Here is a 26,294-nt window from a genome sequence, read left to right as displayed (position 1 = left end):
CACGCCCCCGGCACAGCACCATCGCCGCGCGCCGGTCTATGCTTGCGGCCATGTCCCGAATGCCCCCGCTCCCGCTGCGTGCAGTCCTCCTCAACACGGCGGATATCGAACTGTGGCCGGCCGGCCTGCTGCGCGCGCGCGGCAATGGCCACGCCCGCCTGCTCGCCCGTGCCCGCCGCGTGCTGCGGCGCAAGCGCGACGGCGCGTGGCTGGCCGCCGAACTGGAGGATGGCCTGCACCCGCTGCGGCCCGGCCTGCAGCGCGAACCCGGAATGGTCGCGGCGATGCGCGCACTTGGCACGCATCCTGCGCATCGCCGCAATGGCCTTGAACACGTCGATACGCTGCCGCTGCATCGCCTGCACCAGCGACTGGCCGCGCTTGGGCTGGATGCCGACGCTTATGCCACGCGCACCGACCTGACGCTCACCCATGAACCGGACTGGCTGGCGCTGGCGGACTTCGACCGCTGGCAGCGCTCGCTGTGGCTGCGCATCGACGCCGCCCGCGCCTGGCGGCACCTGCGGGATGCCGCGCTGGCCGACGGCATCGTGCTGGAAGCAATCTCCGGCTATCGCAGCCACGACCATCAACTGGGCATTTTCGCGCGCAAGCTGGCGCGCGGGCTGACGGTGGAGGAGATCCTCGCAGTCAATGCCGCCCCGGGTTTTTCCGAGCACCACTCCGGGCTGGCGCTGGACATCGGCAGCACGGACGAACCGCCTGCAGAAGAATCGTTCGAGCGCACGCCGGCGTTCGGCTGGTTACGCGACAACGCGGGCGGCTACGGGTTTTCGATGAGCTATCCGCGCGACAACCCGCACGGCATCGTGTATGAGCCGTGGCACTGGCGCTTCGACGCCAACTTCAATCAGGCCGCGTAGGCGCGGCTCGCGGCAAGCTCGGCGATCACCGCATGCAGCCCATCGCGCCAGTCCGGTGCGGTGACGCCGAAATCCTTGGGCAGGCGGTTGGTGTCGAGGACGGAATAGGCGGGGCGACGCGCCGGCGTCGGATAGTCCGCCGTGGTGATCGGCAGCACGCGCGGACCGCGCACCAGCAGGCCTGCCGCCAGTGCCTCGTCCATGATCGCCTCGGCGAACCCGTGCCAGCTGGTTTCGCCGGCGGCAACCAGATGCCAGGTGCCGGAGGCCGGCAGGCCCTGCGCAATGATCCGCGCGCTGGCATCGGCGATCCACCCTGCCGGCGTCGGCGCGCCGATCTGGTCGCCGACCACGCGCAGCTCGTCGCGTTCGTGCGCCAGCCGCAGCATGGTGTGCAGGAAGTTCTTGCCGTGCGCGGCGTACACCCACGCCGTGCGCAGGATCGCGTGACGCGCGCCGCTGGCGCGAACCGCTTCCTCGCCGGCCAGCTTGCTGGCGCCATACACGCCCAGCGGCGCGGTGGCATCGTCCTCGCGATACGGGCGTGACGCGCTGCCGTCGAACACGTAGTCGGTGGAGTAATGCAGCAGCAGCGCACCGGTCGCGGCGCAGGCCTGCGCGATGGCTGCAGGCGCCAACGCATTGACCCGGAACGCGGCGTCCGGCTCGCTTTCGGCGCGGTCCACCGCGGTGTAGGCGGCCGCATTGACCACCACGTCCGGAGCGACGCGAGCGATCAATGCCGGCAGCGATTCCGGTGCATCGAAATCCGCCACGGCATCGCCATTCGCGCCCGCGCGCGTGGCCACCACCACTTCGCCCAGCCCCGGCAGCGCGCGCCGCAGCTCGCGCCCGACCTGGCCGTTGCCGCCCAGCAACAGCAGCTTCATGCGGGGTACTGCGGCAGCCGTTCCGGCGCGATGTCGGCCAGCAGCGGCGCGGCCGCGTCCTTGGCCGACAGCGATACATACGCCAGCGGCCAGTCGATGGCCAGCGCGGGGTCGTCCCAGCGCAGCGAGTTGTCGCTGGCGCGGTCGTAGGGCGCGGTGCACAGATAGGTGAACAGGGCCGTCTCGCTGAGCACCAGGAAGCCGTGGGCGAAGCCTTCCGGCACCCAGAAATGCCGCCTGTTGTCGGCGCTCAGGATCGCCGCGGCATGCCGGCCGAAGGTCGGCGAGCCGCGACGGATGTCCACCGCCACATCAAACACCTCGCCCTCCAGCACGCTGACCAGCTTGCCCTGCACGTTGTCCGGCCACTGATAGTGCAGTCCACGCAGCACGCCCTGCTGTGAGCGGCTGACGTTGTGCTGCACGAATGCGGTGGACAGGCCGTGTTGGGCGAAGCGCTGCGCGTTCCAGCCCTCGTAGAAGAAGCCGCGCTCATCGCCGTGCACGGCCGGCTCGATCACCACGCAGCCGGACAGATTCGTTTCGATGATTTTCACGCGACGCGTCCCTGCTCCGCCAGCCCCAACAGATACTGCCCGTAGCCGTTCTTCGCCAGCGGCTCCGCCAATGCGCGCAGGCGCGCGACATCGATCCAGCCGTTGAAGAAGGCGATTTCCTCCGGGCAGCACACCCGCAGGCCCTGCCGTGCCTCGATCGTCTCGATGAAGGTCGAGGCCTCCACCAGCGACTCGTGGGTGCCAGTGTCGAGCCAGGCATAGCCGCGGCCCATCTTCTCCAGATGCAGGCTGCCGTCGTCGAGGTAGCACTTGTTGAGGTCGGTGATTTCCAGCTCGCCGCGCAGCGACGGTTTCAGCGAAGCGGCGTAATCGCAGACCCGGCCGTCATAGAAATACAGGCCGGTGACGGCGTAGTTGGACTTGGGCTTCGCGGGCTTTTCCTCCAGACCCACCACCTTGCCGTCGGCATCGAACTCCGCCACGCCATAACGCTGCGGATCGCGCACCCAATAGCCGAACACGGTGGCGCCGTGCTCGCGCGCATCCGCGCGCTGCAGCAGGTCGGTCAGGCCGTGGCCGTGGAAGATGTTGTCGCCCAGCACCAGGCAGGACGGCCCGCTGGCCAGGAACTCGCGACCGATCAGGAACGCCTGCGCCAGCCCGTCCGGGCTCGGCTGCACCGCGTATTCGATCTTCATGCCCCACTGCGAACCGTCGCCCAGCAGGCGCTGGAACAAGGCCTGCTCGTGCGGCGTATTGATGATCAGCACTTCGCGGATCCCCGCCAGCATCAGCACGCTGAGCGGGTAGTAGATCATCGGCTTGTCGTACACCGGCAGCAGCTGTTTGCTGATCGCCTGGGTGATCGGATACAGGCGGGTGCCGCTGCCGCCGGCAAGGATGATGCCCTTGCGGCCACTGCTCAGCGGGCTCATGCCGCCACCCCGATCCGCTCAAGGCGATAGGAGCCGTCGAGGACGCGCTGCACCCACGGCTGGTTTTCGAGGTACCAGTCCACCGTCTCGGCGATACCTTGCTCGAAGCTGTACTTCGGCGCCCAGCCCAGCTCATCGCGCAGCTTGCTGGCGTCGATGGCGTAGCGGCGGTCGTGGCCGGGGCGGTCTGCAACATGGGTGATCTGCGATTCGCGCGGCTTGCCATCCTCACGCGGACAGCGCGCGTCCAGCAGCGCGCAGATCGCCTTCACCACCTCGATGTTCTGCTTCTCGGCATTGCCGCCGACGTTGTAGGTCTCGCCCACCCGGCCCTTGGCCAGCACGGTGCGGATCGCCTCGCAGTGGTCGGCCACGAACAGCCAGTCGCGCACCTGCTTGCCATCGCCGTACACCGGCAGCGGCTCGCCGGCCAGCGCCTTGGCGATCACCAACGGGATCAACTTTTCCGGAAAGTGGTACGGGCCGTAGTTGTTGCTGCAGTTGGTGGTCAGCACCGGCAGCCCGTAGGTGTGGTGGAAGGCGCGCACCAGATGGTCGGACGCGGCCTTCGACGCCGAATACGGCGAGTTCGGCGCGTACGCCGTGGTCTCGGTGAACAGGCCGGTTTCGCCCAGCGAGCCGTACACCTCGTCGGTGGACACGTGCAGGAAGCGGAACCCGTCCTTCGCCGCGCCCTGCAGCGCCTTCCAGTAATCGCGCACCGCTTCCAGCAGCGCCAGCGTGCCGACCACGTTGGTCTGGATGAACGCCGCCGGGCCATCGATGGAGCGATCGACGTGGCTCTCGGCGGCGAAGTTCACCACTGCGTCGGGCCGGTGTTCGGCCAGCAACTGCGCCACCAGCGCGCGGTCGCCGATGTCGCCGTGCACGAACACGTGGTTCGGGTCGCCTTCGATCGATGCCAAGGTGTCGCGATTGCCGGCGTAGGTCAGCGCGTCGAGGTTCACCACCTTGATGCCGCGCGCCACTGCCTCCAGCACGAAATTGCCACCGATGAAACCGGCGCCGCCGGTAACCAACCATGTCGTCATGCGTGAACGATCCCTGTGATGCAGCTTGCGAGTATCGCCCAAACGCAAAAACCCCGCCTGAAAAGGCGGGGTTTCGGAAGCGGTTCCGGCATGGCCGAAACGCGTGTTTGGTCGGGGTAGCCGGATTTGAACCGACGACCACTTGTCCCCCAGACAAGTGCGCTACCAGGCTGCGCTATACCCCGAAGATTGGCCGGCGATTATACCCGAGCCCGCCCGCTTTCGGCGATACGGGATCAGCGGCGCAGGATCTGCAGCACTTCTTCCAGCTCGGCGCGCACCTGGCGGACGATCTGGTTGCTCAGCGCAGACTCCTGCTTGCCGTCCTCGCCTTCCAGGCGCAGGCGGGCACCGCCGATGGTGTAGCCCTGTTCGTACAGCAGGCTGCGGATCTGCCGCACCATCAGCACGTCGTGGCGCTGGTAGTAGCGGCGGTTGCCACGCCGCTTGGACGGCTCCAGGCTAGGAAACTCGGTTTCCCAGTAGCGCAGCACGTGCGGCTTGACCTCGCACAGCTCGCTGACTTCGCCGATGGTGAAGTAGCGCTTGGCCGGGATCGGCGGAAGCTCGCGGTTGCTGCCGGGATCAAGCATGGACGCCCCCGACGAAGGCTTCCACGCGTTCCTTCAGTTTCTGGCCGGGGCGGAAGGTGACCACGGTGCGGGCGGAAATCGGAATCTCCTCGCCGGTCTTGGGGTTGCGGCCGGGGCGCGGATTCTTGCGGCGCAGGTCGAAATTGCCGAAACCGGACAGCTTGATCTGCCGCCCCTGCTCCAGCGCCTCGCGCAGTGCGTCGAAGAACGCATCCACGAACTCCTTGGCCTCGCGCTTGTTCAGACCGACTTCCTCGTACAGCTTTTCGGCCATTTCCGCCTTCGTCAACGCCATTACCGCCCCCTGTCAGCCCCGCATGCTCGCGCCGTGCTCCCTGCCCAGCGCGGCAATCACGCCTGCCAGAACCGCATCCACGTCACGATCCTCCAGCGTGCGCGATTCATCCTGCAAAATCAAGCCGATGGCGAGACTCTTGAAACCCGATTCGATGCCCTTGCCGGCATACCGGTCGAACAGCCGCAGCTCGCGCAGGATCGGGCCCGCGGCGCTTTCCGCGGTCGCCTTCATGGCCGCCCACGACACCGCTTCCGGGACGACGAACGCGAGATCCCGGCGGACGGACGGATACTTCGACAGCGCCTTGGCGCGCGGCAGCGGGCGCGCCAGCAGCGCGTCCAATGCCAGCTCGAAGCCGTAAACATCCACGTCCAGGCCCAGCGCCTGCTGCAGGCGCGGATGCAATTGGCCGATCCAGCCGATGCACGCGCCTTCGCCCGCTTCATCGAGGCGATAGACGTCTGCGCTGCGGCCCGGATGGGCAAACGGCTGCTTTGAGGCGCGGTATTCCAGCACCGCGCCGGACAGCGCGGCCAGGCTGTCCAGATCGCCCTTGATGTCGTGGAAATCGAGCGCGCGGTCGGCCACGCCCCACTGCTCGGCGGCGGCCTTGCCACATGCAACGGCGGCGACGCGGCGGGTCTCCTGCGGCGCGTCTTCGCTCGCCGCGAACGTGCGGCCCAGCTCGAACAGGCGCACGCGCGGCTGCTGGCGCGCCAAGTTGCGGGCCAGCGCCGACACCAGTCCGGGCAGCAGGCGGGTGCGCATCACGCCCAGCTCCGCGCTGAGCGGATTGGCCAACGCGACGCCGCCGGCGTCCAGTTCCCACGTTTTCAGCAGCTCGGCATCGACGAAGGCGAAATTGATCGCCTCCAGATAGTCGCGCGCCACCAGCTGGCGACGCACGTCGTGCTCGCTGCTGCGGCTTTCGCTGGGCGCGATCAGCCGGGTGGAGCCGCCCGGCAGGGTGGCCGGAATCGCGTCGTAGCCGTGGATGCGGGCGACTTCCTCGATCAGGTCTTCCTCGATGGCGAGGTCGAAGCGGCGCGCCGGCGGCGTCACCTGCCAGCCGTCGGCGACCGCCTGCACTGCCAAGCCGAGCGCGCTGAGGATGCGCGCCACCTCCGCATCGGCCACCTGCGTGCCCAGCACGCGGGCCAGCCGCGCGCGGCGCAGCATGACCGGCTGCGGCTGCGGCAGGTGCTGGGCCAGCACCGCTTCCTGCACCGGGCCCGGCTTGCCGCCGGCAATGTCCAGGATCAGCCGGGTGGCGCATTCGATGGCGATCCGCGGCAGTTCCGGATCCACGCCACGCTCGAAACGGTGCGCGGCATCGGTATGCAGGCCCAGTTTGCGGCTGCGACCGATGATCGCCGCAGGCGCGAAGTGCGCAGCCTCCAGCAGCACGTTACGGGTCGCCTCGCCCACCTTGGTGTCGTTGCCGCCCATGATGCCGGCGAGTCCCACCACGCGATCGGCGTCGGTGATGACGAGGAAGCCATCATCCAGCTTCGCTTCGTCGCCGTTGAGCAGCACCACGGTTTCACCCGCGCGCGCATGGCGCACGCCGACCGGGCCCTTGAGCAGGTCGCGGTCGTAGGCATGCATCGGCTGGCCGAGCTCCAGCATCAGGTACTGGGTGACGTCGACAAGGAAGCTGACCGGGCGCACGCCGCTGCGCACCAGCCGCTGCGCCATCCACACCGGCGTCTTCGCTGCCGGGTCCACGCCCTCGATCATGCGTGCGACGAAGCGCGGCGCATCGCTGCCCGCGTTCAACTCCACCGCCATCACGCTGTCGGTGACCGCCGCCACCGGCGTGGCCTGCAGCGGTTCCACCTCGCAGCCGGTCGCAGCCGCCACGTCGAAGGCGATGCCGCGCACGCCGAAGCAGTCGGCGCGGTTAGGAGTCAGCTTCAGCTCGATGCTGGCATCCGGCAGGCCCAGGTAATCGGCCAGCGGCGTGCCCACCGGCGCATCGTCCGGCAGCTCCAGCAGGCCCGAGGCATCGGCGTCGATGCCCAGCTCTTTCGCCGAGCACAGCATGCCGTTGGAATCCACGCCGCGCAGCTTGGCGGCCTTGATGGTCAGCGTACCCACCGTGGTGCCGATGGTGGCCAGCGGCGCCACCAGCCCGGCGCGCGCGTTGGGCGCGCCGCAAACGATCTGCAGCGGCGTATCCAAGCCGGCGTCCACCTGGCAGACCTGCAGCTTGTCGGCCTGCGGATGTTTTTCGGCGGACAGGATCCTCGCCACCACCACCCCGTCCAGCGCCTCGCCCAGCGGAGTGAGTTCTTCCACCTCCAGGCCGATGGCGGTCAGGGTGGCGGCCAATTCTTCGCGCGTCGCCGTGGTCTTGACGTGCTGGCGCAGCCAGTTCTCGGAGAATTTCATCGCACTACCTCAGGCGAACTGGCGCAGGAAGCGCACGTCGTTGTCGAAGAAGGAACGCAGGTCATCCACGCCGTAGCGCAGCATGGCGAAGCGCTCGACGCCGAGGCCGAAGGCGAAACCGGTGTACTTCTCCGGGTCGATGCCCACGCTCCTGAGCACGTTCGGGTGCACCATCCCGCAGCCCAGCACCTCCAGCCAGCGGGTGCTGCCATCGGCCTGCTGCCAGGCGATGTCCACTTCCGCCGACGGCTCGGTGAAGGGGAAGTAGCTCGGGCGGAAGCGCATCTCGAAGTCGCGCTCGAAGAACGCGCGCACGAATTCCACCAGCGTGCCCTTGAGGTCGGCGAAGCTGGCGTGCTCGTCCACCAGCAGGCCTTCCACCTGGTGGAACATCGGCGTGTGGGTCTGGTCGGAATCGCTGCGATAGACCTTGCCCGCCGCGATCATGCGCAGCGGCGGCTGCCCGCCATGCGCCAGCAGGTCCTGCATGTAGCGGATCTGCACGCCGGAGGTGTGGGTGCGCAGCAAGCGGCCGTCCCCGAAATAGAACGTGTCGTGCATGGCGCGCGCCGGGTGGTGCGGCGGGAAGTTCAGCGCCTCGAAGTTGTGCCAGTCGTCCTCGATTTCCGGGCCGTCGGCGGACTCGTAGCCCAGCCGCCCGAAGATCTCGCTGATGCGCTCCAGCGTGCGGCTGACCGGGTGCACGCCGCCGCGGGCGGCATCGCGGCCGGGCAGGGTCACGTCGATCGATTCGCCGGCCAGGCGCGCGTCCAGCGCCGCGGCGTCCAGCGCGGTCTTGCGCGTGGCGAGCGCCTCACCGATCACGTCGCGGGCGCGGTTGATCGCCTCGCCCGCGGCCTTGCGCTGGTCGCCCGGCAGCGCGCCAAGCGCCTTCAGCTGCGCGGTGATGCTGCCGTTCTTGCCCAGCAGCGTCACGCGCAGGGCTTCCAGCGCATCGGGGGTCGCCGCCGCTTTGATCTCGGACAGCGCCGCGGCGGACAGGGATTCGATATCGCTCATGTGCTTGATGACTCCAGAACCACCGCGTTCCCATCCCCGCCCTGCGGGAATGACACAAAGAATTCAGTGCCACAAAAACAAACATGGGGAAGGACTTGCGCCCTTCCCCACGTGATGGCGACCGAAGCCGCCGCTACAACTGCTGTGGAGTGACGGCTTAAGCCGCCAAAGCGCCCTTGGCCTTTTCGGTCAGGGCGGTAAAAGCAGCTGCGTCGTGCACGGCAATGTCCGCCAGCACCTTGCGGTCCAGGGTGATGCCGGCCTTCAGCAGGCCGTTCATGAAGCGGCTGTAGCTCATGCCGTTGGCGCGGGAAGCAGCATTGATACGCGCAATCCACAGGGTGCGGAAATGGCGCTTCTTCTGCTTGCGGCCGATGTATGCGTACTGCAGGGCCTTGGTGACGGCCTGCTTGGCGACGCGGAAGACCTTGCGGCGGGCGTGGTAGTAGCCCTTGGCAGCCTTCAGAACCTTCTTGTGGCGCGCGCGCGCCGTAACACCACGTTTGACTCGTGCCATTTCTTATCTCCTCACAAATACGGCAGCATGCGGTCCAGACGGCCCGCGTCCTCGGCACGAACATGGTTCGTCTGCCGCAGGTTGCGCTTCCGCTTGGTCGCTTTCTTGGTGAGGATGTGGCTCTTGTTGGCGTGGCCGCACTTGTACTTGCCGGAAGCGGTCTTCCGGAAGCGCTTGGCCGCCGCCCGATTGGTCTTGATCTTGGGCATTGGGAATCCTTGCGAAATCTAGAACTGGCCTGGGCGGCGGTGTTGCCTTGCGGCGCCACCACGCTTTCCATCCTGCCCGACCGGTGGGTAAGCCCTTGATCCGAAACGGATCAGGGCGGGTCCATGAGTGAAACCGACAACATTCCCGGCAAACCGGGCCGCGCATTATGGCGGATTTCCGGGGAACTCTCAAATCGCCTGAAATTGCGAAGCGGCCAACTACCCGATACCACGCTCGTCCGTCCGGCCACCGCACCGGTCGCCCCTGCGGGCGACCGGCCGCGAGCCTTACTTCTTCTTCGGCGCGATCATCATCACCATCTGCCGCCCTTCCAGGCGCGGACGCGATTCGATGACGATGTCTTCGCCAAGATCGCCCTCGATCCGCGCCGCCATCTCGCGACCCAGCTCCTGGTGGCTCATCTCGCGGCCACGGAAGCGGATGTTGACCTTGATCTTGTCGCCTTCCAGCAGGAATTCGCGCATCTTGCGCAGCTTGATCTGGTAGTCGCCCTCGTCCGTGACCGGACGGAACTTCACTTCCTTGATCTCGACCTGCTTGGTCTTCTTCTTGGCTTCGTTGGCCTTCTTCTGCAGTTCGAACTTGAACTTGCCGAAGTCCATGATCTTGCAGACCGGCGGATCCGCGTTGGGCTGGATCTCGACGAGGTCGAGTTCCTCTTCCTCGGCCATGCGCAGCGCTTCGTCGCGCGAGAGCACGCCGATCATTTCGCCGTCGCTGCCGATGACGCGTACGCGCGGGACGCGGATTTCGCCGTTCCGCCGGTTCTGCTTGTTGTCAGGGATGCTGATTGTGGCTGTCTCCAAGGGTTGGCCCCTGCGGGCCGGTTCGCCCACCGGTTCCGGAACCGGTGGGCGGGTTTGCGCGAAGCGGCGGGGCGGTCAGCCGGCGCCTTCTTCCCGCAGTCTGGCGGCGAAGGCGTCAACGGTCATGCTGCCAAGGTCTTCCCCACCCCGCGTACGCACCGAGAGCATGCCATTTTCCTTCTCGCGGTCACCGACCACCAGCAGGTACGGCACGCGCTGCAGCGTGTGCTCGCGGATTTTATAGCCGATTTTTTCGTTCCGCAAATCCGAAACCACCCGGAAACCTTGATTGGAAAGGGATTTCCTGGCCGCTTCGACGGCATCGGCCTGGGCGTCGGTGATATTCATCACCACCGCCTGCACCGGGGCCAGCCACGCCGGGAACTGGCCGGCGTGGTGCTCGATCAGGATGCCGATGAATCGCTCCATCGAGCCCACGATGGCACGATGCAGCATCACCGGGTGGCGGCGCTGGCTGTGTTCGTCCACGTATTCCGCGCCCAGCCGGCCCGGCATCATGAAGTCCACCTGCATGGTGCCCAGCTGCCAGGTGCGGCCGATCGCATCCTTCAGGTGGTACTCGATCTTCGGGCCGTAGAACGCGCCCTCGCCCGGCAGCTCCTCCCATTCCACGCCGGAAGCACGCAGCGCGTTGCGCAGCGCATCCTCGGCCTTGTCCCAGGTGGCATCGTCGCCCAGCCGCGAATCCGGGCGCAGCGCGATCTTGATCTGGATGTCGCTGAAACCGAAGTCGGAATACACCTTCAGCGCCTGCGCGTGGAACGCACGCACCTCGGATTCGATCTGGCCTTCGGTGCAGAACACGTGGCCGTCGTCCTGGGTGAAGCCGCGCACGCGCAGGATGCCGTGCAGCGCGCCGGACGGTTCGTTGCGGTGGCAGGCGCCGAACTCGCCGTAGCGGATCGGCAGGTCACGGTAGCTGTGCAGGCCCTGGTTGAACACCTGCACGTGGCCGGGGCAGTTCATCGGTTTCAGCGCATAGGTGCGCTTCTCCGATTCGGTGAAGAACATGTTGTCCTTGTAATTGTCCCAGTGGCCAGACTTCTTCCACAGCTCGACATCGAGGATTTGCGGGCAGCGCACCTCGCCGTAGCCAGTGTCGCGGTAGACCTTGCGCATGTACTGCTCGACGGTCTGCCAGATGCTCCAGCCCTTGGGATGCCAGAACACCAGCCCCGGACCCTCTTCCTGCAGGTGGAACAGGTCCTGGACCTTGGCGATCTTGCGGTGGTCGCGCTTCTCGGCTTCCTCGATCTGGTGCAGGTAAGCCTTGAGGTCCTTGTCGTTAAGCCAGGCGGTGCCGTAGATGCGGCTGAGCATCTGGTTGTTGTGGTCGCCGCGCCAGTAGGCGCCAGCCACCTTCATCAGCTTGAACGCGCGCAGCTTGTCTGTGCCGGGCACGTGCGGACCGCGGCACAGGTCGGTGAACTCGCCCTGCGAATACAGCGACAGCGCCTGATCGGCCGGGATGCTTTCGATGATCTCGGCCTTGTAGGCCTCGCCCATGCCCTTGAAGAAGGCCACCGCGTCGTCGCGCGACTTGACGCTGCGGCTGACCGGCAGCGCTTCCTTGACGATCTTCTGCATTTCCGCCTCGATCGCCGGCAGGTCTTCCGGCGTGAACGGGCGCTCGAAGGCGAAGTCGTAATAGAAGCCGTTATCAATCACCGGGCCGATGGTTACCTGCGCGCCGGGGAACAGGCGCTGCACGGCCTGCGCCAGCAGGTGCGCGGTGGAGTGGCGGAGGATGTCCAGCGCCTCCGGCGACTTGTCGGTGATGATGGACAGCGCCACGTCGTGGTCGATGACGTGGCTGGCATCGACCAGCCGGTCGTCCACCTTGCCAGCCAGGGTGGCCTTGGCCAGGCCCGCGCCGATGGAGGCGGCAACGTCCTGCACGGACACGGGAGCATCGAACTGGCGCTGGGAGCCGTCGGGGAGCGTGATCGAGATCATGGGATTTGCTCTTCTGGAAAGCCCGGCCGTGGCGGCGGGACTCTTGGTTCAGGGACGAACGAACAAAACGAAAAAAGGCGCCGAGGCGCCTTTTCGATCATCCACATTGAAGGGAGCGCGAATGCGTCGGCAGGATCAGCAGTGGGCGCCGGTAGTGTCCATGTCGCACGCTCGGCCGGCGTTGCCGCGGGCCACCTCTCTCCGTTTCGTTGCCACGCCGGCGCTCCATGTTTGAGAGCTGGCGTGGTGGGCGGTACAGGGTTCGAACCTGTGACCCCTACCATGTCAAGGTAGTGCTCTACCGCTGAGCTAACCGCCCGAAGGGGCGCGAATTGTAGCCTGACAAATCCGGCGTCGACAAGAGAAAACGGAAGAAAAGGCAGGGAAAGGGAAGGAAAGGGGGGTCAGAGTGGCTTTTCCGGAGCGAAAAGCCACTCTGACCCCCTCTCCCAGTCGCGCGCGCCCTACAAACTCGCCTCGCGCAGCCTGCGGATCTGGTCGCGCACCCGCGCCGCATCCTCGAACTCGAGGTCGCGGGCGTGCTGGTGCATCTTCTGCTCCAGCTCCTTGAGTCGCGCCGCCTGCTGCGCGGGCGACAGCCGCAGGTATTCCAGCTCCGGCTCGGCCACGCGCTTGGCCTTGCCGCGCCCCTTCAACTCGCCCGGTTCCGCGCGCGCGCCCTCCATCACGTCGCGCACGGCGCGCTGCACCGACTGCGGGGTGATGCCGTGTTCGGCGTTGTATTCCACCTGCCGGCTGCGGCGGCGGTCGGTCTCGTCGAGCGCGGCGCGCATCGAATTGGTGACCCGGTCGGCGTACAGGATCGCCTTGCCGCGCAGGTTGCGGGCGGCCCGGCCGATGGTCTGGATCAGCGAACCGGTGCTGCGCAGGAAGCCTTCCTTGTCGGCATCGAGGATGGCGACCAGCGAGACCTCCGGCATGTCCAGTCCCTCGCGCAGCAGGTTGATGCCGACCAGCACGTCGAACACGCCCAGCCGCAGGTCGCGGATGATCTCCACCCGCTCCACCGTGTCCACGTCGGAATGCAGGTAGCGCACCTTCACGTCGTGTTCGGACAGGTATTCGGTGAGGTTCTCGGCCATCCGCTTGGTCAGCACGGTGACCAGCACGCGGTCTTCCAGCGCCACCCGCGCGCGGATCTCGCTGAGCAGATCGTCCACCTGCGTGGCCACCGGGCGGATTTCCACCGGCGGATCGACCAGCCCGGTCGGGCGCACCACCAGCTCGATGATCTCGTCGCCGGCCTCGCGCAATTCGTAGGGGCCTGGCGTCGCCGAAACGTATACGCTGCGCGGCGCGCGCGCCTCCCATTCCTCGAACTTCAGCGGCCGGTTGTCCAGCGCCGACGGCAGCCGGAAGCCGAACTCCACCAGCGTCTCCTTGCGCGAGCGGTCGCCCTTGTACATCGCGCCGACCTGCGGAATGGTGACGTGCGATTCGTCGATCACCAGCAACGCATCCGCCGGCAGGTAGTCGAACAGGGTCGGCGGCGGGTCGCCGGGCGCGCGCCCGGTCAGGTGGCGGGAGTAGTTCTCGATGCCGTTGCAGTAGCCGACCTCGGCCATCATTTCCAGGTCGAACTGGGTGCGCTGGCTCAGCCGCTGCACCTCGACCAGCTTGTTCGCCGCGTACAGCTGTTCCTGACGCTCGCGCAGCTCGGCCTTGATCGTTTCCACCGCGCTCAGGGTGCGCTCGCGCGGGGTGGCGTAATGGGTCTTGGGATAGATCACGTAGCGCGGCAGCCGGCGCAGGATCTCGCCGGTCAGCGGGTCGAACATCGACAGCTGCTCGATCTCGCCGTCGAACAGCTCGATGCGCAGTGCCTCCAGGTCCGATTCGGCCGGAAACACGTCGACCGTCTCGCCGCGCACGCGGAAGGTGCCGCGGTCCAGCACCATCTCGTTGCGCGAATACTGCAGCGTGGTCAGGTGGCGCAGCAGCTCGCGCTGGTCGATGCGTTCGCCGCGCGACAGGATCAATCGCATCGCCAGATAGTCTTCGGGCGCACCGAGGCCGTAGATCGCGGACACCGAGGCGACGACGATGGTGTCGCGCCGCGACAGCAGCGCTTTGGTCGCGGCCAGCCGCATCTGCTCGATGTGGTCGTTGATCGAGCTGTCTTTCTCGATGTAGGTGTCGCTGGACGGGACGTAGGCTTCCGGCTGGTAGTAGTCGTAGTAGCTGACGAAATATTCCACCGAGTTGTGCGGGAAGAACGCCTTGAACTCGCCGTACAGCTGCGCCGCCAGGGTCTTGTTGGGCGCCATCACCAGGGTCGGCTTCTGCACCTGCTGGATCATGTTGGCGATGGTGTAGGTCTTGCCCGAGCCGGTCACGCCCAGCAGCACCTGCTTGGCCAGCCCGCTTTCGAAACCGGCGACGAGTTTTTCGATGGCCTGCGGCTGGTCGCCTGCGGGCGAATACGGCGACACCAGCTGGAAGCCGGCGGACACGGTGGTCAGGTCGAGGTCGGACGGGACGGACTGGGTCATCTGGCGGCGCGCAACAAGGCAACCTGAAAGTTTACGCCGCCGCAACGACACCGGCCGTCACGGAAAAGTCCCAGCGCCCGCCGCGGACTTTTCCGACCCGCCCATTCGCCCCGCACCGATGCCGCCGCAGGCCCTGACGGCCCAGGCTGCGTCCACCTGCCGGAGCACCGCCATGCCCAGAAGCCCTGCCGGATTCACCCTGATCGAACTGCTGGCCACCACCTCCATCCTGGCCATCGTCGCCGGGGTCGCGGCATCGCCAATGAACGCGCTGCTGGAGCGATATCGCGCTACCACTGTCGCGTCCTCGTTGGTCACACACATGCAGCTCGCCCGCATGGCGGCCGTCAACCACGGCCGCCGCACGGTGCTCTGCCCGAGCAGCGATGGCGCCCGCTGCGACGCCGGCACCGACTGGAGCCCCGGCTGGCTGCTGTTCGTGGACCAGGACGGCAACCGGCAGGCCGACGCCACCGACGCCATCCTGCGCGTCGACCGGCAGCCCACCAGCCGCCACCTCCGCATCATCAGCAGCGCCGGGCGCCAGCAGCTGCGCTACCTGCCCGATGGCACCAGCGGCGGCAGCAACCTGACGCTCTCCATCTGCAGCCAAGGCGGCGAACTGCTCGGCCGGGTCATCGTCAACAACGTTGGCCGGCCGCGCACGGAGCGGCCGACGACGCCACTTCCCTGCCCGCGCTGAACCGCGGCAGGCCGCCGGGCACCTGCCGCAACCACCGGCCGGCAGCGCAAAATTTCGCGCGCACCCGCTTGCCCAACCGCAACGACCCGCATACAATGCGCGACCTCGCCCGAATAGCTCAGCCGGTTAGAGCACTTGACTGTTAATCAGGGGGTCGTTGGTTCGAGTCCAACTTCGGGCGCCAAATATTTCAAAGACCCAGGGTCGCTTCGGCGGCCCTGAGTTTTTTCCGGCGTAGCCAGAACGTCGGCGGAGATTTTTCCGCAGCCACCCATGGACGTCGGCACGGATTCTCGGGATCCAGGGATCGCCCGGCGACCGCCGGGCCACCCTCATCCCAGCGACAGCGCGAACATGACCTGCGCCGCGTAATACAGCGGCAGTCCCCACGCCTTGTTCGCCGGCCCGGGCGCAACGAAACGGTTGCGGGCGACGGCAACATCGGAGGCGGCGAACGCCAGCGCACCGGCCGCGTAGCGCCAGTCGCCGCCAGCAGCGGTTGCCGAGATCGCTGGCGCCGCCATCGCCACCAACGACGCAACGTAGGCGGTCACCGCCGGCCGGTAGACCGGCTTCAGGTGCGGCCACAGCCAGCGCAGCATCAACAGGCCGCTGGCAGCCAACGCCACGACCGCAGCCCATAGCGCCGGCATGCGCTGCGGCAGGATCAGGAACGCACCGGCGAACGCGACATGCGCGGCCAGGAAGGCGAACAGGCCGACCAGGAACACACGGCTGCGCGCGGACAGCAGCAGCGCGTCGCCCACCCAGCTCAAGGCGAATGCGGCCAGCAACCAACGGCCGTGGCGGCTGGCCGCGGCGTCCAGCTGCCAGGCGATGGCGACGAAGGCGCTGCTGGCAACCAGCTTGGCCAGCGCGCGAACCGGCTGCGACCGGCGGAATTCCGCCCAGACCAGCATCGCAACCGCGAGCAAGCAAATACCGGTCAGCGGGACGACGGCATTCATGGCCGTCCCCGTACCCGGCGATGGACAGGCGCCGCTGGCGATGGCACAAACGAAGGCGTCATTTCTCTCCGATGGGTGATTCGCGCCGGCCACGGCGCCGGTCTGCCCGCCGGGATGCGCGGCCGACGCCCGTCCGGCACCACAGCCGGCGCGGACAAAGAACCGCAACGGTAGACGATCCAGCGCGCGGATTCCCTGCCGATGCGGTCACGCACCGCCACTGATTTCGCCCCGACTTACCGCAGTCACCATTCACACGCATACTGGAGATCTGGAATCCAATCCAAACACGATGCGAACGGAACTCGAAATCACTCTCCTGCACTGCCGCAACCTGCCGTCGCCGCCAAGCGTCGCGATGCAGATCATCGCGCTTGCGCAGGACCCCAATGCCACCCTGGGCGCGGCTGCGCAGTTGATCAGCGTCGATCCGGCGTTGAGCGCGCGGCTGTTGCGGGTCGCCAATTCGCCTCTTTACGCCACCCGCCGGCGCATCGACACGCTCACCCAGGCCATGGCGATGCTGGGCCTCAACGCCACCTTGAGCCTTGCGCTGGGGTTTTCCCTGATCCACGGCCTGCGCGGCCACAATGGCACTGCCGAGCTGCAGGAACGAATCTGGCGGCGCAGCGTACTGGCGGCGATGGCCGCCCGGCAGCTGGGACAGCAGACCAGCCTGAAACGCGCCGAAACCCTGATGCTGGCGGGGCTGCTGCAGGACATCGGCAGGTTGGCACTGCTGCAGGCCATGCCGGAGGAATACGCCGCGCTGTGCGCCGGCACCGAGGACAACGCCACCTTGCTGGCACTGGAGCGCGAGCGTTTCGACGCCGACCACGCCGACGTCGGCGCCTGGCTGGCGCGCAGGTGGAACCTGCCCGACTATCTGGTGGAAGCCATCGCCGCCAGCGAGCTGGCCGACGCCGAAGACCCCTTCCTGCGCTGCATCCAGGCCTCCGGCGCCATTGCCGACCTATGGCTGGCGCAGCCCGAGGCGGCCGAAGTCGCGCGCGAACTTGCCTGCGCCCGCATCGAATCGAGCATCGGCCGCGGCAAGGAAGCACTGGAAGAGGTGCTTTCGCAGCTCGCGGTCTCGCTGCCGGAAATCAGCACCCTGTTCGAGGTGCGGATCGACCAGCCCTCACACCTGCAGGCCATCTCGGACGAGGCGCGGGAACTGCTGATCCTGCGCAACCTGCGGCAGATCCAGGATGCCTCGCAGTCGCACCAGGAAGCCCGGATCACCGAAGAGCGCATGCGCCAGCTGAGCGAGCAGGCGCGCCGCGATCCGCTGACCGGCGTCTACAACCGCCTGCACATGGAAGAGGTGCTGGAGCAGGAGTTCGCCGCCGCCGGCCTGCACCCGCTCACCGTGGCGCTGTTGGACCTGGACGATTTCAAGAAGATCAACGACCGGTTCGGCCATCTGGTCGGCGACCAGGTGCTGCGCCAGTTCGCCCAGACCGTGCAGCGCACCCTGCGCAGCACCGACCTGATCGCCCGCTACGGCGGCGAGGAATTCCTGCTGGTGCTCAACTATTCCAGCGAATCCTCCGCGCGGCAGGTGCTGCAGCGGTTGCTGGAAGAGGTTTCGCGCACGCCCATGGCCATTGTCGACGGCCAGCCCGTGTTCACCACCTTCTCCGCCGGCATCGCCACCCACAACGGGGAGCCGGAAAACCGCTTCAACAGCGTCCACGAACTGCTGCAGGCCGCCGACGACGTCCTCTATGGCGCCAAGCGCGAAGGCCGCAACCGCGTCCGCCTGCACGGCGCGTGACCGCGGGCCCGTGCGCGGCTGAGCCGGCGCGCCGTTTCCGCTAGAATCCTCGGGTTTTCCATTGCCCGAGGCCTCCATGTCCAATCTCGCTTACCGCCGCGTCCTGCTGAAGCTGTCCGGCGAGGCGCTGATGGGGGACGAGGACTACGGCATCGACCCCAAGGTGTTGAACCGGCTGGCGCGCGAGGTTATCGAAGCCAGCGATGCCGGTGCCGAAATCGCGCTGGTGATCGGCGGCGGCAACATCTTCCGCGGCGCCGGCCTGGCCGCAGGCGGGATGGACCGGGTGACCGGCGACCACATGGGCATGCTGGCGACGGTGATCAACGCGCTGGCGATGCAGGATGCGCTGGAAAAACTCGGCGGCAAGGCTCGGGTGATGAGCGCGCTGAAGGTGAACGACGTGTGCGAGGATTACATCCGCCGCCGTGCCATCCGCCATCTGGAAAAGCGCCGGCTGGTCATCTTCGCGGCCGGCACCGGCAACCCGTTCTTCACCACCGACTCCGGCGCCGCCCTGCGCGCGATCGAGATCGGCGCGGACCTGCTGCTGAAGGCGACCAAGGTCGACGGCGTCTATGACAAGGACCCGAAGAAGTATCCCGATGCGGTCAAGCTGGACACCCTGACCTACGACGAGGTGATTTCGCGCAACCTGCAGGTCATGGACACCGCCGCCTTCGCGCTGTGCCGGGATGCCCGCCTGCCGCTGCGCATCTTCGACATGGCCGAGCCCGGCGTGCTGCTGCGGATCCTCCGCGGCGAACCGATCGGCACCCTGGTCCGCGCCCGCGACTGAGCCGCGCCCGGCGGTACCGGCCCCGCTTATAATCGCGGGTTTGCAGAACACCTCCGGAGCGCCGCATGTTGAACGAGATCAAGAAAGACGCCCAGGCCCGCATGGCCAAGAGCATCGAGGCGCTGCGCCACGCCCTGGTCAAGGTCCGTACCGGTCGTGCCAACGCCGGCCTGGTCGACAGCATCAAGGTCAACTACTACGGTTCCGAGATGCCGCTGTCGCAGGTCGCCAGCGTCTCGGTCGCCGACGCCCGTTCCATCGTCATCACCCCGTGGGAAAAGCAGATGGTGGGCGCGGTGGAAAAGGCCCTGCTCGCCTCCGACCTGGGCCTGACCCCGAACACCGCCGGCACCACCATCCGCCTGAACATCCCGGCGCTGACCGAAGAACGCCGCCGCGACCTGACCAAGGTCGTGCACAGCGAAGGCGAGGACGCCAAGATCGCCGTCCGCAACATCCGTCGCGACGCCAACCACCAGGTCAAGGAACTGCTGAAGGACAAGCAGATCACCGAGGACGAGAGCGCGCGCACCGAGGCCGAGATCCAGAAGATCACCGACGCCGCAATCAAGGACGTGGACGACGTGATCAAGGCGAAGGAAGTCGAGCTGATGTCGGTTTGAGCGACGTGGCAGGCGACCGCAATGCCCCGCCCGTGACCAGGCCGTCCCGTTGAACGGCACGGCCGGCCCGCTTGCGCACGCGGGGCTGCCCGCAGCCGCCGGCGTGCCGCGGCACCTTGCCGTCATCATGGACGGCAACGGCCGCTGGGCGCAGCAGCGCCACCGCCCGCGCCTGATCGGCCATCGTGCCGGCGCGCGTGCGGTCAAGCGCAGCGTGGAGTTCTGCCTGGAGCGCGGGATCGGTGCGCTGACCCTGTTCGCGTTTTCCAGCGAAAACTGGAACCGCCCGGCCGAGGAAGTGGGCGGGCTGATGAAGCTGTTCCTCGGCGCACTGGAGCGCGAGGTCGAGGAGCTGCACCGGCTGGGCGCGCGGTTGCGCTTCATCGGCGAGCGTAACCGTTTCGACGGCGCAATCCTCGCCCGCATGCAGGCAGCGGAAACCCTGAGCGCCGGCAATACCCGCCTGCAACTGAACATCGCCGCCAGCTATGGCGGCCGCCAGGACATCGCTGCCGCCGCGCGCGCGCTGGCCGAGGAGGTGGCCGCCGGCCGCCTGCGTCCGGATCAGATCGACGAGGACGCGCTGGGCGCGCGCGTGGCGCTGGCCGACCTGCCCGCCCCCGACCTGTTCATCCGCACCGGCGGCGAAGTGCGGATCAGCAATTTTCTGCTCTGGCAGCTGGCCTATACCGAACTCTGGTTCACCGACGCCCTGTGGCCCGATGTCGACGCCACGTTGCTGCAGTCCGCGCTGGACGACTACGCCCGCCGCGAACGCCGCTTCGGCCTGACCAGCGCTCAGCTCGGGCAACCCGCCCCTGGAGAAACGATGTGACCAAGACCCGCATCCTGGCCGCCCTGGTCATGGCACCGGCCGTCATCGGCGCCGTCCTGCTGTTGCCCACCGGCTGGCTGATGCTGCTCAGCGCGCTGGTGTTCCTGGCGGCGCTGTGGGAATGGCTGAAGCTGGCCGACATCGAGGACGCGCTGGCGCGCAGCATCCTGCTGGCCTGCAACCTGGCGCTGATGGTGGCACTGGTCTGGGGCTCGCGCTCGCAGCATCCCGGCGCATTGCCGCTGTTCCAGCTGACCGTGGTGCTGGGGGTGGCCTGGTGGCTGCTGGCATTGCTGTGGCTGCGCCATTACGACTTCGCTTCCCGCCACGACGGCAACGCGCGGGTATTCAAGCTCGCCGCCGGCACCGCCGCGGTGGTCCCGGCCTGGTGCGCGCTGGCGGTGATCCATGCCAGCCAGCCCAACGGCCACCGCTGGCTGCTGCTGGCGCTCCTGCTGGTCTGGGCGGCCGACAGCGGCGCCTACTTCACCGGCCGCAAATTCGGCGGGCAATGGTTCGGCGGGCGCAGGCTGGCGCCGCGGATCAGCCCGAACAAGACCCTGGAAGGCGTCGCCGGCGGCGTCGGCCTGGCGATGCTGGTGGCGATCATCGGCGCGCTGCTGATTGGCGCCAAGGCCAGCCAGCTGCCGGCGGTGGCGCTGGCAGCGGCGGTCACGGTGGTGTTCTCGGTAGCCGGCGATCTGTTCGAAAGCCTGCTCAAGCGCCACGTCGGCGCGAAGGACTCCGGCACCCTGATCCCCGGCCACGGCGGCGTGCTGGATCGCGTCGACAGCGTGCTGGCGGCGCTGCCGGTATTCGCGCTGGCCAAGATCTGGCTGGGGTTCTGAACATGCAGCGGGTAGCGGTGCTCGGCGCCACCGGTTCGATCGGCACCTCCGCGCTGGACGTGATTGCGCGCCATCCGGATGCGATGCGCGCCAGCGTGGTGGCGGCCGGCAGCAGGGTCGACGCGCTGCTGGCGCTGTGCCTGGCGCACCGCCCCGAACATGCGGTGATCGCCGACCCGGCCGGCTATGCCGCGCTGCGCGACGGCCTGCGCGAAGCCGGGCTGGCCACCCAAGCACATGCCGGCGGCGAAGCGCTGGAGTCTCTGGTCGCCGGCGATGCCTGCGATACCGTGGTCGCCGCGATCGTCGGCGCCGCCGGCCTGCCCTCCACGCTTGCCGCTGCCCGCGCCGGCAAACGCCTGCTGCTGGCCAACAAGGAATCGCTGGTGCTGGCCGGCGAGCTGCTGATGCGCGAAGCCCGCCGGGGCGGCGCCACCATCGTCCCGATCGACAGCGAACACAACGCCATCTTCCAGTGCCTGGCCGACGGCAACGCGCCGGCGCGGATCACCCTGACCGCCTCCGGTGGCCCGTTCCGCGGCTGGAGCCGCGCCGCGCTCGCCTCCGTGACTCCGGCGCAGGCGGTGGCGCACCCGAAGTGGTCGATGGGGCCGAAGATCTCGGTCGATTCCGCCAGCCTGATGAACAAGGGGCTGGAAGTGATCGAAGCCCACCACCTGTTCGGCGTACCCGGCGACGCCATCCGCGTGCTGGTGCATCCGCAGTCGCTGGTGCATTCGCTGGTCGATTTCGCCGACGGCAGCAGCCTCGCCCAGCTCGGTCTGCCGGACATGCGCACCGCCCTGGCAGTGGGCCTGGGCTGGCCGCGGCGGATCGCCTCCGGGGTCGGCCCGCTGGATCTGCTGGCGCAGGGCGGCAAGCTGGAGTTCGAGGCACCGGACCTGGACGCCTTCCCCTGCCTGGCGCTGGCATTCGGGGCGCTGGCTGCGGGCGGCACCGCGCCGGCAGTGCTCAACGCCGCCAACGAGGAAGCGGTTTCAGCCTTCCTTCAGGGCCGGATCGGTTTTCTGGGCATCCCCGATACCGTTGCCGCCACCCTCGACGTCATGCCGCCACAGTCCGCCGATTCGATTGATGCGCTGCTGGCCGCCGATGCCGGTGCCCGCGCTGCTGCGCGCGCGCGCATCGCCGCGCTGCCGGCGCACGGGGGCCGCGCATGAGCGATTTCTTCGGCTCGGTGTGGTGGTTGCTGGTCGCGCTGGGGGTGTTGGTCACTTTCCACGAGTTCGGCCATTTCTGGGTCGCCCGCCGCTGCGGGGTGAAGGTGCTCCGCTTCTCGGTGGGCTTTGGCAAACCGCTGTGGTCGAAAATCGGCAAGGACGGCACCGAATACGTCATCGCCGCGATCCCGCTGGGCGGCTACGTGAAGATGCTGGACGAACGCGAGGGCGATGTCGCCGCGCACGAGCTGGATCGCGCGTTCAACCGCGCGTCGGTATGGCGGCGCATCGCCATCGTGGCTGCCGGGCCGCTGGCCAACCTGCTGCTGGCCTTCGGCCTGCTGTGGGCGATGCTGGTGATCGGCCGTCCCGATTACGCGCCGGTGGTCGGCAGCGCCAATGGCATCGCCGCGCAGGCCGGGCTGCAGCCGGGCGACCGCATCCTGGCGGTGGGCGAACGCGAAACACCCACCTGGAGCGAGCTGGGCATGGCGCTGTCGGTGGCCGCGCTGGATCGCCAGTCGGTGCCGCTGCGGATCCAGCGCGAGGACGGCGGCACCGCCATCCGCTCGCTGCCGCTGCAGAAGCTGCCGGCGCAGGCGGACGAGCTGCGCGCGATCGGCGAGATCGGCCTGGTCCCCCGCCACCTGCTGCTGCCGGCGCTGGTCGGCAGCGTGCGCGAGGGCACGCCGGCCTGGGGCGTGCTGGCCGAAGGCGACCGCATCACCGCCATCGACGCCCATCCGGTAGCCAGTTTCGAGGACATCGCCCCGCTGGTGGCCCGGCTGGGCGCGCGTGGGGTGCCGGGCATGGTCGAGGTCGAACGCGACGGCGAGCGGCTGGCGCTGGAGCTGACCCCGCAGCGCATGGCCGGCGACGACGGCCAGCCGCGCTGGATCCTCGGCGTCGGCAACGCCGCCCTCGGCCCGGCGCCGCACGACGCCACCCTGCGCTACGGGCTGCTGGCGGCGATCCCCGCCGCCGCGCGCGAGACCGGCTTCCAGGCCCGCCAGCTGGTGGACATGATCGGCCGCGCCTTCACCGGCCGGGTATCGGTGCAGAACACCGTTTCCGGCCCGCTGACCATCGCCCGCGCCGCCAACGACTTCGCCGCCCGCGGCCCGGCCTGGTTCCTGAACTTCCTGGCCCTGTTGTCGGTCAGCCTGGCCTTGATCAACCTGCTTCCGATCCCCGTCTTGGACGGGGGTCATCTGCTGTATTACCTTATCGAGCTTGTCATCCGCCGCCCCGTGGGCGAGCGGGCCATGGCTGTCGGCCATTACATCGGCCTTGCGATGATCGCAGGGCTGATGGGACTGGCTTTCTACAACGACATCCTGCACCTGATGTCGTGACCCCCCCGGTTGGCGCTGCCCGCGCCGCCGCATTCCCCGCAACAGGGCGCTGCGATACTGCAACGCCGGACCAGGCAGCTCAACAGGATGTTCCGAATGACCCGACCCATGCACCGCCGCCTGCTTACCCTTGCCCTTGCCTCGGCGCTTTCGCTGCCGGCGCTGGCGCAGACGGCGCTCGCGCCCTTCACGGTCAGCGACATCCGCATCGACGGCCTGCAGCGCATCGGCGCCGGCACCGTGTTCACCTACCTGCCGGTGGAACGCGGCGACACCCTCGACCAGGGCAAGGCCGCGGAGGCGCTGCGCGCCCTGTACAAGACCGGCTTCTTCGAGGACGTGCGGCTGGATCGCCAGGGCGGCATCCTGGTGATCAGCGTGGTCGAGCGGCCGGCGATCAACAAGCTGACCCTGTCCGGCAACAAGGACCTCAAGACCGAGGACCTGACCAAGGGCCTGAAGGACATCGGCCTGGCCGAGGGCGAAACCTACAACCCGCTCAACCTGGATCGCGTCACCCAGGAGCTGACTCGCCAGTACAACAACCGCGGCAAGTACGGCGTGCAGATCAGCCCATCGGTGGAGCGGCTGGACCGCAACCGCATCAACCTGACCATCAACGTCAAGGAAGGCAAAGCGGCCAAGATCCGCCACATCAACCTCATCGGCAACGAGAGGTATGAGGAAGAGGACATCACCAAGGGCTGGGAGTCGCATACCAGCAACTGGATGAGCTGGTACAAGCGCGACGACCAGTATTCGCGCGAGAAGCTGTCAGGCGACATCGAGAAGCTGAACTCCTGGTACCTGGACCGCGGCTTCGTCGACTTCAGCCTGGATTCCACCCAGGTGGCGATCAGCGGCGACCGCAAGGACATGTTCATCACCGCCGGCATGACCGAGGGCGAGGCCTACAATTTCGCCGACATCTCGGTGTCCGGAGACACGGTGCTGCCGAAGTCCGAGGTCGAAACCATCGTCAGCTTCATCAGGCCCGGCAACGTTTTTTCGCGCGGGCTGCTGGAAATGGCCACCAACGCGATCACCGCGCGCCTTTCCAACATCGGCTACGCCTTCGCCCGGGTCAACCCGGTGCCGAGCATCGACCGCGACAAGCGCACCGTGGCGGTCGACTTCCAGGTCCAGCCCGGCCCGCGCGTGAACGTGCGCCGGATCGTGTTCAAGGGCAATACCCGCACCGCCGACCCGGTGCTGCGCCGCGAAATGCGCCAGTTCGAGGGCAGCTGGTATTCGCAGGCGGCGATCGACCGCGGCAAGGTGCGGCTGGACCGCCTCGGCTACTTCGAGGAAGTCAGCGTCGACAGCGAACCGGTGGCCGGCACCGACGACCAGGTGGACGTGGTCTACACGGTCAAGGAAACCACGTCCGGCAGCATTTCGGCCGGCGTCGGCTATTCGCAGCTGTCCGGCCTGAACCTGTCGTTGCAGCTGCAGGAGAACAACTTCCTCGGCACCGGCAACCGCGTCTCCACCGCGATCACCCGCAGCGACTACCAGAAGCGCTACGACTTCTCGTACGTGAATCCCTATTTCACCGACGACGGCATGTCGCTGGGCTACAACCTGTGGTGGCGCGAGTTCGACTACTCCAGCTTCAACGTCGCCTCCTACTCCACCAACAGCGGCTCCTTCCAGGTGTTCATGGGGCTGCCGCTGAGCGAAGCCGACTCCATCTCGCTGATGGTGGGCATCGACAGCAACGAGATCCTGGCGTTCGAAGGCTCGACCCCGCAGCCGCTGGTCGATTACGTCAAGGCGGTTGGCCAGCGCACCTTCCACAGCTGGCGCGCCCAAGTGGGCTGGGGCCGCGATACCCGCAACAACTACTTCACCCCGGTGGTGGGCGGCACCCAGAACCTCTCCGCTGAAATCGCCCTGCCCGGCTCCACGGTGGAATATTTCAAGCTGCAGTACGACATCTCCAAGTACTGGCCGCTGCATCCGGCGCTGGTGGTCAAGACCGCGCTGAACCTGGGCTACGGCGATTCCTACGGCAAGGACTACAGCCGCAACCTCTGCTTCACCGCACCCACCCTGGTGGACACCAACAACGACGGGCAGGGCGACACCTACGTGCCCGGCCCGATCGGCACCGATCCCTGCCTGACAAATTCGCCGGACTACGTGAAGACCGTCAACGCCACCGGGCTGCCGTTCTTCGAGAACTTCTACGCCGGCGGCATTGCCTCCAGCGGGCGCGTGCGCGGCTTCATGGACAACACCCTCGGCCCCGTCTACACATCCAGCTTCGGCTACCGCCAGCCGTTGGGCGGCTCGGTGCTGCTGGCCGGTTCGGTGGAAGCGATCTTCCCGAAGCTGTTCGACAGCCCGTCGGCGCGCGTGTCTGCGTTCCTGGACGTCGGCAACGTCTACAACGGCTGGGACAACTTCGATGCCGGCGAACTGCGTGCTTCGGCCGGCGTGGCGCTGCTGTGGCGCTCGCCGATGGGGCCGCTGTCGATCAGCTACGCACTGCCGCTGCGCAAGAAGGACGGCGACCGGATCGAGCGGTTGCAGTTCAACTTCGGCGGCCAGCTCTGACGGCAACGCCGG

Annotated in this window: 24 protein-coding genes and 3 tRNA genes; 11 read left to right on the top strand and 16 right to left on the bottom strand. The window is 67.6% G+C overall.

Translation table 11 applies throughout. The features are described from left to right. Positions 1–59 precede the first annotated feature (59 nt). Complete coding sequence (locus tag G582_RS0105815) at positions 60–884, top strand: M15 family metallopeptidase (protein ID WP_028839030.1); 825 nt, start codon at positions 60–62, stop codon at positions 882–884. Here the strand turns inward: G582_RS0105815 and rfbD are convergent. The 15 genes from rfbD to uvrB all read right to left on the bottom strand — a co-directional run bounded on the left by rfbD (position 872) and on the right by uvrB (position 14,589). After that, a complete protein-coding gene (gene rfbD, locus G582_RS0105810) occupies positions 872–1,774 on the bottom strand; it encodes a dTDP-4-dehydrorhamnose reductase (RefSeq protein ID WP_028839029.1) in 903 nt (300 codons plus the stop codon). The two genes, G582_RS0105815 and rfbD, sit on opposite strands and share 13 nt — an antisense overlap. Beyond that, positions 1,771–2,331: a dTDP-4-dehydrorhamnose 3,5-epimerase gene (gene rfbC / locus G582_RS0105805; RefSeq protein ID WP_028839028.1), complete on the bottom strand. Its 561-nt coding sequence runs from the start codon at positions 2,329–2,331 to the stop codon at positions 1,771–1,773. Before rfbC ends, rfbD begins: the two co-directional genes overlap by 4 nt. Continuing rightward, positions 2,328–3,227: a glucose-1-phosphate thymidylyltransferase RfbA gene (rfbA, locus tag G582_RS0105800; protein WP_425476538.1), complete on the bottom strand. Its 900-nt coding sequence runs from the start codon at positions 3,225–3,227 to the stop codon at positions 2,328–2,330. The genes rfbC and rfbA overlap by 4 nt, the downstream gene beginning before the upstream one ends. Then, on the bottom strand, positions 3,224–4,279 hold the full coding sequence (gene rfbB / locus G582_RS0105795) for a dTDP-glucose 4,6-dehydratase (RefSeq protein ID WP_028839026.1): 1,056 nt from the start codon (positions 4,277–4,279) through the stop codon (positions 3,224–3,226). Before rfbB ends, rfbA begins: the two co-directional genes overlap by 4 nt. Before the next feature lie 108 nt (positions 4,280–4,387). Further along, positions 4,388–4,464 (bottom strand) — tRNA-Pro (locus G582_RS0105790). A 51-nt stretch (positions 4,465–4,515) separates the two neighbouring features. Continuing rightward, positions 4,516–4,872 carry a MerR family transcriptional regulator gene (locus G582_RS0105785; RefSeq protein ID WP_028839025.1) on the bottom strand — a complete coding sequence of 119 codons (357 nt, stop codon included), beginning with the start codon at positions 4,870–4,872 and terminating at the stop codon, positions 4,516–4,518. Next, positions 4,865–5,167, bottom strand: a complete 303-nt coding sequence (locus G582_RS0105780) for an integration host factor subunit alpha (protein ID WP_028839024.1) — start codon at positions 5,165–5,167, stop codon at positions 4,865–4,867. Before G582_RS0105780 ends, G582_RS0105785 begins: the two co-directional genes overlap by 8 nt. Before the next feature lie 12 nt (positions 5,168–5,179). After that, positions 5,180–7,564 carry a phenylalanine--tRNA ligase subunit beta gene (pheT, locus tag G582_RS0105775; RefSeq protein ID WP_028839023.1) on the bottom strand — a complete coding sequence of 795 codons (2,385 nt, stop codon included), beginning with the start codon at positions 7,562–7,564 and terminating at the stop codon, positions 5,180–5,182. Between the two features lie 9 nt (positions 7,565–7,573). Beyond that, on the bottom strand, positions 7,574–8,584 hold the full coding sequence (gene pheS / locus G582_RS0105770) for a phenylalanine--tRNA ligase subunit alpha (protein WP_028839022.1): 1,011 nt from the start codon (positions 8,582–8,584) through the stop codon (positions 7,574–7,576). Positions 8,585–8,741: 157 nt separating this feature from the next. Continuing rightward, positions 8,742–9,101, bottom strand: a complete 360-nt coding sequence (gene rplT / locus G582_RS0105765) for a 50S ribosomal protein L20 (protein WP_028839021.1) — start codon at positions 9,099–9,101, stop codon at positions 8,742–8,744. A gap of 11 nt (positions 9,102–9,112) precedes the next feature. After that, positions 9,113–9,310 (bottom strand): 50S ribosomal protein L35, encoded by a 198-nt coding sequence (gene rpmI / locus G582_RS0105760; protein ID WP_027083463.1) that lies wholly within the window; start codon positions 9,308–9,310, stop codon positions 9,113–9,115. Between the two features lie 288 nt (positions 9,311–9,598). Next, entirely contained in the window at positions 9,599–10,123 is a 525-nt protein-coding gene (gene infC, locus G582_RS0105755) for a translation initiation factor IF-3 (RefSeq protein WP_246037199.1), read from the bottom strand. A gap of 90 nt (positions 10,124–10,213) precedes the next feature. Continuing rightward, a complete protein-coding gene (gene thrS, locus G582_RS0105750; RefSeq protein ID WP_028839019.1) occupies positions 10,214–12,115 on the bottom strand; it encodes a threonine--tRNA ligase in 1,902 nt (633 codons plus the stop codon). A gap of 244 nt (positions 12,116–12,359) precedes the next feature. After that, positions 12,360–12,434, bottom strand: a tRNA-Val gene (locus tag G582_RS0105745). Positions 12,435–12,579: 145 nt separating this feature from the next. Further along, positions 12,580–14,589, bottom strand: coding sequence for an excinuclease ABC subunit UvrB (gene uvrB, locus G582_RS0105740; RefSeq protein ID WP_028839018.1), 2,010 nt, complete (start codon positions 14,587–14,589; stop codon positions 12,580–12,582). A gap of 211 nt (positions 14,590–14,800) precedes the next feature. Between uvrB and G582_RS0105735 the strand changes: the two genes are divergently transcribed. Together G582_RS0105735 and G582_RS0105730 are read left to right on the top strand one after the other, a co-directional pair. Then, complete coding sequence (locus G582_RS0105735; RefSeq protein WP_028839017.1) at positions 14,801–15,331, top strand: GspH/FimT family pseudopilin; 531 nt, start codon at positions 14,801–14,803, stop codon at positions 15,329–15,331. Positions 15,332–15,438: 107 nt separating this feature from the next. Further along, positions 15,439–15,515, top strand: a tRNA-Asn gene (locus tag G582_RS0105730). A gap of 148 nt (positions 15,516–15,663) precedes the next feature. Here the strand turns inward: G582_RS0105730 and G582_RS17170 are convergent. Beyond that, positions 15,664–16,299, bottom strand: coding sequence for a lysoplasmalogenase (locus tag G582_RS17170; protein ID WP_051246803.1), 636 nt, complete (start codon positions 16,297–16,299; stop codon positions 15,664–15,666). Between the two features lie 292 nt (positions 16,300–16,591). Here G582_RS17170 and G582_RS0105720 point away from each other — a divergent pair, with 292 nt between their 5' ends. From G582_RS0105720 to bamA, 8 genes are all read left to right on the top strand, one after another. Beyond that, positions 16,592–18,079 (top strand): GGDEF domain-containing protein, encoded by a 1,488-nt coding sequence (locus tag G582_RS0105720; RefSeq protein WP_028839016.1) that lies wholly within the window; start codon positions 16,592–16,594, stop codon positions 18,077–18,079. A 76-nt stretch (positions 18,080–18,155) separates the two neighbouring features. Continuing rightward, entirely contained in the window at positions 18,156–18,878 is a 723-nt protein-coding gene (gene pyrH, locus G582_RS0105715; protein WP_028839015.1) for a UMP kinase, read from the top strand. Between the two features lie 65 nt (positions 18,879–18,943). After that, positions 18,944–19,501, top strand: a complete 558-nt coding sequence (gene frr / locus G582_RS0105710) for a ribosome recycling factor (RefSeq protein WP_028839014.1) — start codon at positions 18,944–18,946, stop codon at positions 19,499–19,501. A 49-nt stretch (positions 19,502–19,550) separates the two neighbouring features. Continuing rightward, positions 19,551–20,336: a polyprenyl diphosphate synthase gene (uppS, locus tag G582_RS0105705; RefSeq protein WP_425476537.1), complete on the top strand. Its 786-nt coding sequence runs from the start codon at positions 19,551–19,553 to the stop codon at positions 20,334–20,336. After that, on the top strand, positions 20,333–21,184 hold the full coding sequence (locus tag G582_RS0105700; RefSeq protein WP_028839012.1) for a phosphatidate cytidylyltransferase: 852 nt from the start codon (positions 20,333–20,335) through the stop codon (positions 21,182–21,184). The genes uppS and G582_RS0105700 overlap by 4 nt, the downstream gene beginning before the upstream one ends. Positions 21,185–21,186: 2 nt before the next feature. After that, positions 21,187–22,365 carry a 1-deoxy-D-xylulose-5-phosphate reductoisomerase gene (gene dxr / locus G582_RS15680; RefSeq protein WP_425476536.1) on the top strand — a complete coding sequence of 393 codons (1,179 nt, stop codon included), beginning with the start codon at positions 21,187–21,189 and terminating at the stop codon, positions 22,363–22,365. Beyond that, entirely contained in the window at positions 22,362–23,720 is a 1,359-nt protein-coding gene (gene rseP / locus G582_RS0105690) for an RIP metalloprotease RseP (RefSeq protein WP_028839011.1), read from the top strand. Before dxr ends, rseP begins: the two co-directional genes overlap by 4 nt. 96 nt (positions 23,721–23,816) lie before the next feature. Then, entirely contained in the window at positions 23,817–26,282 is a 2,466-nt protein-coding gene (gene bamA / locus G582_RS0105685) for an outer membrane protein assembly factor BamA (protein ID WP_028839010.1), read from the top strand. Positions 26,283–26,294: the final 12 nt, after the last annotated feature.

This window comes from Thermomonas fusca DSM 15424, assembly GCF_000423885.1.
Taxonomy (GTDB): Bacteria; Pseudomonadota; Gammaproteobacteria; order Xanthomonadales; family Xanthomonadaceae; genus Thermomonas; species Thermomonas fusca.
The sequence above is the reverse complement of the archived record's forward strand: the minus strand, read 5'-3'. Positions and strand labels throughout refer to the sequence as shown.

Coding starts and splice junctions, on each gene's coding strand:
- rpmI (WP_027083463.1), bottom strand. CDS start 9,310: ATGCCCAAGATCAAGACCAATCGGGCGGCGGCCAAGCGCTTCCGGAAG.
- G582_RS0105735 (WP_028839017.1), top strand. CDS start 14,801: ATGCCCAGAAGCCCTGCCGGATTCACCCTGATCGAACTGCTGGCCACC.
- G582_RS17170 (WP_051246803.1), bottom strand. CDS start 16,299: ATGAATGCCGTCGTCCCGCTGACCGGTATTTGCTTGCTCGCGGTTGCG.
- bamA (WP_028839010.1), top strand. CDS start 23,817: ATGACCCGACCCATGCACCGCCGCCTGCTTACCCTTGCCCTTGCCTCG.
- frr (WP_028839014.1), top strand. CDS start 18,944: ATGTTGAACGAGATCAAGAAAGACGCCCAGGCCCGCATGGCCAAGAGC.
- pyrH (WP_028839015.1), top strand. CDS start 18,156: ATGTCCAATCTCGCTTACCGCCGCGTCCTGCTGAAGCTGTCCGGCGAG.
- pheT (WP_028839023.1), bottom strand. CDS start 7,564: ATGAAATTCTCCGAGAACTGGCTGCGCCAGCACGTCAAGACCACGGCG.
- rfbA (WP_425476538.1), bottom strand. CDS start 3,227: ATGAGCCCGCTGAGCAGTGGCCGCAAGGGCATCATCCTTGCCGGCGGC.
- G582_RS0105720 (WP_028839016.1), top strand. CDS start 16,592: ATGCGAACGGAACTCGAAATCACTCTCCTGCACTGCCGCAACCTGCCG.
- G582_RS0105780 (WP_028839024.1), bottom strand. CDS start 5,167: ATGGCGTTGACGAAGGCGGAAATGGCCGAAAAGCTGTACGAGGAAGTC.
- pheS (WP_028839022.1), bottom strand. CDS start 8,584: ATGAGCGATATCGAATCCCTGTCCGCCGCGGCGCTGTCCGAGATCAAA.
- G582_RS0105815 (WP_028839030.1), top strand. CDS start 60: ATGCCCCCGCTCCCGCTGCGTGCAGTCCTCCTCAACACGGCGGATATC.
- rseP (WP_028839011.1), top strand. CDS start 22,362: ATGAGCGATTTCTTCGGCTCGGTGTGGTGGTTGCTGGTCGCGCTGGGG.
- thrS (WP_028839019.1), bottom strand. CDS start 12,115: ATGATCTCGATCACGCTCCCCGACGGCTCCCAGCGCCAGTTCGATGCT.
- G582_RS0105785 (WP_028839025.1), bottom strand. CDS start 4,872: ATGCTTGATCCCGGCAGCAACCGCGAGCTTCCGCCGATCCCGGCCAAG.
- dxr (WP_425476536.1), top strand. CDS start 21,187: ATGCAGCGGGTAGCGGTGCTCGGCGCCACCGGTTCGATCGGCACCTCC.
- rplT (WP_028839021.1), bottom strand. CDS start 9,101: ATGGCACGAGTCAAACGTGGTGTTACGGCGCGCGCGCGCCACAAGAAG.
- rfbB (WP_028839026.1), bottom strand. CDS start 4,279: ATGACGACATGGTTGGTTACCGGCGGCGCCGGTTTCATCGGTGGCAAT.
- rfbD (WP_028839029.1), bottom strand. CDS start 1,774: ATGAAGCTGCTGTTGCTGGGCGGCAACGGCCAGGTCGGGCGCGAGCTG.